Source organism: Helicobacter sp. T3_23-1059 (assembly GCF_053654515.1).
In genome coordinates, this window is the sequence record NZ_JBSIUV010000066.1 from 1 (window position 1) to 8,907 (window position 8,907).

Sequence of the window (8,907 nt, forward strand, 5' to 3'; positions counted from 1 at the left end):
AACCATTGCCTTTTCAGCTATGGATTTTTTCTCCAAATTAAAACACACTTGGGAAAAATACCGCTATCAATCCTACAGCCGAAGCTACAAACCCTACTACTGAACCTATTATTATCTTTTTTTCAAACATTGCCATTTTGACTCCTTTTTATATGATTTTTAGAGCATTTTGTATTGTGATAACAACATAAAGTGCAAAAAAATTATCCTACAAAAAAAAAAAAACGAATTTTAAATGAAACAATAAGTGTTGGTTTTATGTGGTTTTGTGCGGTTTTATGAGTTTTTATGTGATTTTATGAGTGTTGATTCTCTATTGTGTAAAATGTAGCTTTTGTGGAATGTAGTTTTGCGTAGAATGTAGTTTTTATGGGGTTGAAAGATTTTGTGTGGTTTTATGCGGTGCTGTGTGTCTTGGTATGGCTGTGTGTATTTGATTGTTATATGTTTTTGTGTGTTGTTGGTTGCTTTGTTTTTTTGTGCGTTTTAGTGTTGTTTGAATATGTTTAGTTTTATTTAATAGCTCGTATGGTTTTGTGTAATTATGGTGTTTGTGGCATTTAGTGTATTAGATTTTGGCTTGTATTTTTGTGGATATATTAAGCGTTTTTTAGTTTTTAAGGCATTTTAGGGTGGTTTTTAATGCGTTTAGAAAGGATTTTGGATAGTAGATAAAGCAGGATTGTTGGTGTGAGTTTTTTGGTGGTATCTTTTTATGTTTTTTTAGTTTTTGTGGTGAGTTTTTTGTATAGAGGATTTTGGTAAGGATTTTTGGTGTGAGGGATTTTTAAAGGTGTTTTATGCTAGAATCGTTTTGTAAAAATCGTTGTGTGGTTGATTTGTGATTTTTGTTGCGTTGTTATTTATGAATTTGTAGCTATTTTTGCTACTTATGTAAGTTTGTGAATGTTTAAGCAAAATCTACATATAGAAAATCTTGAAAAGAATGTTGGAAAGAATCTTGTCATAGAAATATTTTTGCGAAGTATGTTTGCCACATTATTGTTTTTTTTGTTTTTTAAATATTTTAGGCAAAAATGCCATCTTAAAAAAATAAGATTTTAGAAGTATTTATGTTTTTTAGCCTTTATGTAGGTTTTTTAAGAAGTCGCTATACTTTTGTTGTAGTGTTTATTTAAGAGGGAATAAAAAGATTTTGAAGTGTTTTTAAGCGTTTTTTGAATGTTTTGCAGTATCAAATATTTGTAAAAAAACAATTTTCCCCTAACCCTGCATCGACCTACATTCCCACACTTGCAAAGTGCAGTATCATCAGCGAAGAGGAGCTTAACTGCTAGGTTCGGAATGGAGCTAGGTGTGTCCTCCTCTCTATAGACACAAGGAAAAGGGAAATAAAGGCAAATGCTTTAGTCTAAGATTAGCAAGGACTAGAATCTAAAAAACACCACAAACAAGCTACATTTTCTATAAAACCTAAAAAACTACGCTTTTAGGGATTTAATGCCCTAAAATCTAAAAAAGATTTTACTCATTTATTTATATTTTAGGTTTCTTACAAGATTGGAATCTAAAATTTTGCCCTTATTTCCATTTTCCATTGGGGATAACAACATTAAGATAACTTACAACTGCATTCATAAAGCAATGCCTTTGATAAATTATCAATCATTGTCATAGCCTAGTTTTGCATAAAGATGCAAATACAAAAATATTAAGTAAATCATAGAATCTATATAGAATCTAAACCTAATTTTTGCTAAAAACCACATTTACCCACTTTATTTATTGATACACTCAATAAGGCAGTAGTAGAATACTTAAGACTTAATAAAGAAATAAGCCAAACGGTCTATTAGTAGTAGTCAGCTAAACACATTACTATGCTTACACACCTACCCTATCAAGCAGCTAGTCTTGCTGCGACCTTCAGGGAGAGTTCATCTTGGAGTTGGCTTCCCGCTTAGATGCTTTCAGCGGTTATCACATCCACGCGTAGCTACGCAGCGATGCTCTTGGCAGAACAACTGCTACACCAGTGGCGTGTCCATCCCGGTCCTCTCGTACTAGGGACAGCTCTCCTCAACTCTCCTGCGCCCACGGCAGATAGGGACCGAACTGTCTCACGACGTTCTGAACCCAGCTCGCGTACCGCTTTAAATGGCGAACAGCCATACCCTTGGGACCTGCTCCAGCCCCAGGATGCGATGAGCCGACATCGAGGTGCCAAACCTCCCCGTCGATGTGAGCTCTTGGGGGAGATCAGCCTGTTATCCCCGGGGTACCTTTTATCCTTTGAGCGATGACCCTTCCACACAGAATCACCGGATCACTATGACCGACTTTCGTCTCTGCTCGACTTGTTTGTCTCGCAGTCAGGCTGGCTTATGCCATTACACTCTGCTTGCGATTTCCAACCGCAATGAGCCAACCTTTGCAAGCCTCCGTTACTTTTTAGGAGGCGACCGCCCCAGTCAAACTACCCACCAGACATTGTCCTGCTAGAGGATAACTCTAGCCAGTTAGCCCACAGAAACATTAAGGGTGGTATCTCAAGGACAGCTCCATCTCCACCAGAGTAGAGACTTCAAAGCTTCCCACCTATCCTGCGCATAATGCTCCCATGTGCAGTGCCAAGCTGTAGTAAAGGTCCACGGGGTCTTTCCGTCTTGCCGCGGGTAGGAGGAATTTTCACCTCCACTACAATTTCACTGAATCTCTCTTTGAGACAGCTCCCATCTCGTTACGCCATTCATGCAGGTCGGTATTTAACCGACAAGGAATTTCGCTACCTTAGGACCGTTATAGTTACGGCCGCCGTTTACTCGGGCTTCAATTCAATGCTTTGGGTTGCCCCTGACAAATCCTCTTAACCTTCGAGCACCGGGCAGGCGTCACACCTTATACTTCCTCTTACGAGTTTGCAAAGTGCTGTGTTTTTGGTAAACAGTCGGGAGGGACTCTTTGCTGAGACCACTTGCGTGGCACACCTTATCGCGAACTTACGGTGCTAGTTTGCAGAGTTCCTTAAAGAGAGTTCTTTCACGCGCCTTAGAATACTCATCTCATCTACCTGTGTCGGTTTGCGGTACGGGCAATAGTAGCTAAACTTAGAAACTTTTCTTGGCACGACGGTATCAGTGATTCTCCCCGCTATCCGAAGACTTTGGAGAGCCTTTGAGGTTTGACATACAGAGGCGGATTTGCCTATCCTCCAAGCTGCACCCTTAGACTAGCACTTCCATCAGCTAGCTCACCTAACCCTATGCGTCCTTCCATCGCACACTACTATTGGTATTGGAATATTAACCAATTTTCCATCGACTACCCATTTCTGACTTGTCTTAGGACCCGACTAACCCTACGATGACGAGCATCGCGTAGGAAACCTTAGACTTTCGGCGAAGTGGATTCTCACCACTTTTATCGCTACTCATTCCTGCATGCTCACTTCGCATCGCTCCACCACTTCTTGCCGATATGGCTTCAACGCTGATACGAACGCTCTTCTACCACTCTATGCACCAGCATAGAATCTACAACTTCGGTGTCTATCTTAGCCCCGTTATATTTTCTGCGCAAAATCACTAGACCAGTGAGCTGTTACGCTTTCTTTAAAGGATGGCTGCTTCTAAGCCAACCTCCTGGTTGTCTAAGTAACTTCACATCATTTTCCACTTAGAATAGAACTTTGGGACCTTAGTTGGTAGTCTGGGTTGTTCCCCTTTTGACGATTGATTTTATCACCCACCGCCTGACTCCCAAGATAAGGCAATAGGTATTCGTAGTTTGACAGGGGTTGGTACCGCGGTAGGCAGCCCTAGCCCAATCAGTGCTCTACCCCCTATTGCTATCACTTGAGGCTATACCTAAATATATTTCGAAGAGAACCAGCTATCACCAAGTTTGTTTGGCCTTTCACCCCTATCCACAACTCATCCCAACCCGTTTCAATGGGCACGAGTTCAGTCCTCCATAAGCTGTTACACTTACTTCAACTTGGTCATGGATAGATCACTTGGCTTCGGGTCTGCAGCATCTGACTTAACGCCCTATTAAGACTCGCTTTCGCTATGGCTTCGCGTGTGCTTAACCTTGCCAGATACCACAACTCGCAGGATCATTATGCAAAAGGCAGTCCATCACACCAGTGAATCCCTTTGAAGAATCAAGGTAAATTCAGCTTTTGGACGCTTTTAAGGGAGTTTGAAAAAATCTCGCTCACATACAAAGAGTATGCTACGCTTCGATTTTTTCTACACAACCCTTAAAATCGCCTCAAAATCTTAGAATTTTTTGTTGCTCAAGTTTTTGGATTTCACTCTGCGAAATTAGCAGACTAACAGCGTTTTTAAGGCTTTTAATCTCCTCATCTTGTTTAGAAACAATGTTTAATAACTTAGCAGTGGCTTCTTTAATATTGCCCCAGCCACCAAGCCTATGTATTTCGCAATTATCCCTTGCACAACCAAATAATTCTTTCCCTTTTTTGTTGTAATACCTATCTTTTTCTTGGTTATATAAGTATTTCATCATATATCCTAAATTAAAAATTAAGGAATATAGATTCCTCAAAGGGACTCACTATGGTGCTCTGAATGATTGTAAGCAAATGGTTTCAGGTTCTATTTCACTCCGCTCACTGCGGTTCTTTTCACCTTTCCCTCACGGTACTTGTGCGCTATCGGTGTAGTAGTAGTATTTAGGGTTGGAGAGTGGTCTCCCCTGCTTCAGGCAAGATTTCTCGTGTCTCGCCCTACTCTGGATACTGCTACCTAGCAATGTCTTTTCGCATACGGGATTATCACCCTCTATGATAAGTCTTTCCAAACTTTTCTGCTAAGACATTGCAGTGGATATTGCAGTCCTCAACCCCGAGTGCAAGCACTCGGTTTGCCCTTTTCCCCGTTCGCTCGCCGCTACTTAGGGAATCTCGTTTGATTTCTTTTCCTCTAGCTACTGAGATGTTTCACTTCGCTAGGTTCGCTCCATTTAAGGTAAAGCGCATCACTACGCATTGGGTTGCCCCATTCGGAAATCTACGCATCAAAGCTCCTTGACAGCTCCGCGTAGCTTTTCGCAGTCTAGTGCGTCCTTCATCGCCTCTACTACCCAAGGCATCCACCATTTGCTCTATTGTAGCTTATGCCTTTTTTTAAGTATTCTTACATACTGCCTTATTGAGTGTATCGTGTGGTTTAAGTATGTTTCATATCACACAAAAACCTGCTAGCAGAATCTATACGGAACTAGATATATGCCAACCACCTACACCACAATAAAACAGGGTTATTGTAGTTTTATTTTACTTAGGCTATTAACAATGAAAAGTCAAATAACACAGACCCTATGCAATGCTTTGTTAAAAAATATGGCTATTTCTAGGATATTTCTAACTAAAGCACTATGCCTAAAAGTCTAATGCAAATCTTATCAACACAAATCTATCAACGATTTATCAATCTCTTTAAGTTGAGATTCTATGAAATAAAACTTGCATTAGACTTTGAAAACATATTAAGGACAAATATATCAAGACATATTAAACTATGCCAAGACATAACTAAGCCTTAACTAAACTTTAACTAAAATGTAGTTAGACTAAGTTTTAACTAAAATCTAACTAGGCTAAATTTTAACCAGCTTAAGCATATATAAACTCCTGTTTTACTGCTTTAAGTAAATTACTGTTAAGTAAAACACCTAGCAAAAACACTTAAAAACACTTTAAGTAAAATCAATATTTCACTTAAAATTGCTTAAAAACTGCTTTAACTCGTTTTTAACTTTTAAACTTGCTTAAACTAGCTTAACTTTACTTAGCTTTAACTTAACTCTGCTTAACCTCACTTCACATAGCTTAAACTGCTTAAACCTTTTAAACCTCTTAAACCAACTTAACATATTCTCGCATTTTTCAAATTCGCATTTGCAAAGCGTTGCAATATGTCATAAAGGCAAGTAGCTATGGTGGAGAATAGCGGGATCGAACCGCTGACCTCCTGCGTGCAAAGCAGGCGCTCTCCCAGCTGAGCTAATTCCCCTTAATAAAAAGCTAAAGCCACATAAGCCCACAAATATCAATGAGTGTTTGTTAATCACAAGCAAAAAACATTCACTCATTAACTACCAAATCATAGGCAAAGGCATTGTTGCATAAGTTATGCAAAGCCCAAAGCTATAAATAAACGATTTTTGATAAACAAGTGCTAATCGTGCAGTATGTTTGAAATGGGTTACCTAGCTAGTAGGAATGACTAAAAACATACAAAACGATTAGTGCTTAGTCGCAAAGCATCATTCACTCATAGCGAAGTTACTTTTAGACTATTTTTGCGATTGTTAAATAAAATTTTTAAGGAAGTTACCTAGTAGGCAATAACACAAAAATTTATTTAACTCTTTTTAATTCTGCAAAAATAGGCAAAAAAACAAGCTATGGTGGGCTTAAGAGGACTTGAACCTCTGACCTCACCCTTATCAGGGGTGCGCTCTAACCACCTGAGCTATAAGCCCATATTGAATCAAATGGGACAATAATCTCTGAAAACTAAGCAAGAATCTAAAGCATATTGTTTGCTTTTGCGACTTAAAGCAAGGTGTTAGCAAGCTAAACAAATAGCTTGCTTTTTCTCTGAAAGGAGGTGATCCAACCGCAGGTTCTCCTACGGTTACCTTGTTACGACTTCACCCCAGTCGCTGCATCCGCCGTGGGCGGTAACCAATTTAGTATCCCGACTTAAGGCGAATACAACTCCCATGGTGTGACGGGCGGTGAGTACAAGACCCGGGAACGTATTCACCGCAACATTGCTGATTTGCGATTACTAGCGATTCCAGCTTCATGTAGTCGAGTTGCAGACTACAATCCGAACTGAGAGGTGTTTTTGAGATTAGCTCCATCTTACGATATTGCAGCTCTTTGTGCACCCCATTGTAGCACGTGTGTAGCCCTAGGCGTAAGGGCCATGATGACTTGACGTCGTCCCCACCTTCCTCCTCCTTACGAAGGCAGTCTATTTAGAGTGCTCAGCCAAACTGCTAGCAACTAAATACGGGGGTTGCGCTCGTTGCGGGACTTAACCCAACATCTCACGACACGAGCTGACGACAGCCGTGCAGCACCTGTTTTCAAGCTCCACAAAGTGGCACTCCGCTATCTCTAGCAGATTCTATCAATGTCAAGCCTAGGTAAGGTTCTTCGCGTATCTTCGAATTAAACCACATGCTCCACCGCTTGTGCGGGTCCCCGTCTATTCCTTTGAGTTTTAATCTTGCGACCGTACTCCCCAGGCGGAATGCTTAATGCGTTAGCTGCATTACTGCAAGGACGAGCCTCACAACAACTAGCATTCATCGTTTAGGGCGTGGACTACCAGGGTATCTAATCCTGTTTGCTCCCCACGCTTTCGCGCTTAAGCGTCAGTAATGTTCCAGCAGGTCGCCTTCGCAATGAGTATTCCTCTTGATCTCTACGGATTTTACCCCTACACCAAGAATTCCACCTACCTCTCCCATACTCTAGAAAAGTAGTTTCAAATGCAGTTCTATGGTTAAGCCTTAGCATTTCACATCTGACTTACTTTCCCGCCTACGCGCTCTTTACGCCCAGTGATTCCGAGTAACGCTTGCACCCTCCGTATTACCGCGGCTGCTGGCACGGAGTTAGCCGGTGCTTATTCGTTAGATACCGTCATAATCTTCTCTAACAAAAGGAGTTTACAATCCTAAAACCTTCATCCTCCACGCGGCGTTGCTGCTTCAGGGTTTCCCCCATTGAGCAATATTCCCTACTGCTGCCTCCCGTAGGAGTCTGGACCGTGTCTCAGTTCCAGTGTGTCCGTTCACCCTCTCAGGCCGGATACCCGTCATAGCCTTGGTGAGCCATTACCTCACCAACAAGCTGATAGGACATAGGCTAATCCCATAGCAAAAGCACTCAAAAATACCCTTAAACATATCTTTTGTAGCACATATCGCACAATCATTGTGTGTTTAGATTTTACTGCATTTATGTAATATAAACTTGTAACATCTAAACACACACTTATTACACTCTACACACCACCAAACACATTTTTAAGGGCATTTTTGAGTGCCTCTTTCCCCCGTAGGGAGTATCTAGTATTAATCACCGTTTCCAGTGGCTATCCCAGACTATGGGGCATATTACCTATGCGTTACTCACCCGTGCGCCACTAATCCACCTCTAGCAAGCTAAAGGCTTCATCGTTCGACTTGCATGTATTAGGCACGCCGCCAGCGTTCACTCTGAGCCAGGATCAAACTCTCCATAAAAAACAAATCCCATAAAATCTATGCCATTTATGTATAAATCACCCCATTAAATAAGGAAATGGGCATAAGGGCATAAATTAAATAATGTATTATGAAAGGCTTATCCTTGCTCTTAAAGTTATCACTTCGTATCACAAAAACTTTAACTCATAATGTTTAAAAACAATGTTTTAAAACAAAACAAGTGTTTCAAACATTAAAGTCATAGTCGAGTTGTATGAAAAATAACATTTAAGAGATAATGTAAGTAGCTTTAGCAAACTACTTGCTTTATCATCTTGCTTAGTTGTCAAAGATCATTTACCAATTTTTCATCAATGTTTAGTTAAAGATAAAAAATGTAAAATAACGCCAAATCCCTAGATTTTACTAATAAAGCCTGTGATTTTACGAATCAAAGCCCACAAAGCCCAAATGAAAGCCTATGTAAATACACTACTTTATGTTGGCAAATTATGTAATAGTTAAAAACATAAGAAAGCGCATAAGAAAAAGCGTAAAAACAAAAAGCTAGCACGAAACTAACACAAAAGCAAAAATAGCAAAAAAACACGGGAAAATTTGGGAAAGGGAATAATACAGATATTATGCTTAAGAGTTGCTTAAGTGGGTAGAATTTAGTAGAAAATTTGTAGAAATTGTGAAATTTAT

General features: G+C 40.1%; 2 tRNA genes and 3 rRNA genes. All 5 read right to left on the reverse strand.

The features are described 5' to 3' along the window. Positions 1 to 1,227: 1,227 nt before the first annotated feature. The 5 genes from rrf to ACWIX0_RS11970 all read right to left on the reverse strand — a co-directional run bounded on the left by rrf (position 1,228) and on the right by ACWIX0_RS11970 (position 8,256). Positions 1,228 to 1,343: ribosomal RNA gene (gene rrf / locus ACWIX0_RS11950) — 5S ribosomal RNA — on the reverse strand. A 449-nt stretch (positions 1,344 to 1,792) separates the two neighbouring features. Continuing rightward, positions 1,793 to 5,107 (reverse strand): 23S ribosomal RNA (locus tag ACWIX0_RS11955). Positions 5,108 to 5,926: 819 nt separating this feature from the next. Then, positions 5,927 to 6,002, reverse strand: a tRNA-Ala gene (locus tag ACWIX0_RS11960). A gap of 395 nt (positions 6,003 to 6,397) precedes the next feature. After that, positions 6,398 to 6,474, reverse strand: a tRNA-Ile gene (locus ACWIX0_RS11965). Positions 6,475 to 6,595: 121 nt separating this feature from the next. After that, positions 6,596 to 8,256, reverse strand: a 16S ribosomal RNA gene (locus ACWIX0_RS11970). Together the 16S, 23S and 5S rRNA genes with 2 tRNA genes alongside form the textbook arrangement of a ribosomal RNA operon. Between the last annotated feature and the right edge of the window lie 651 nt (positions 8,257 to 8,907).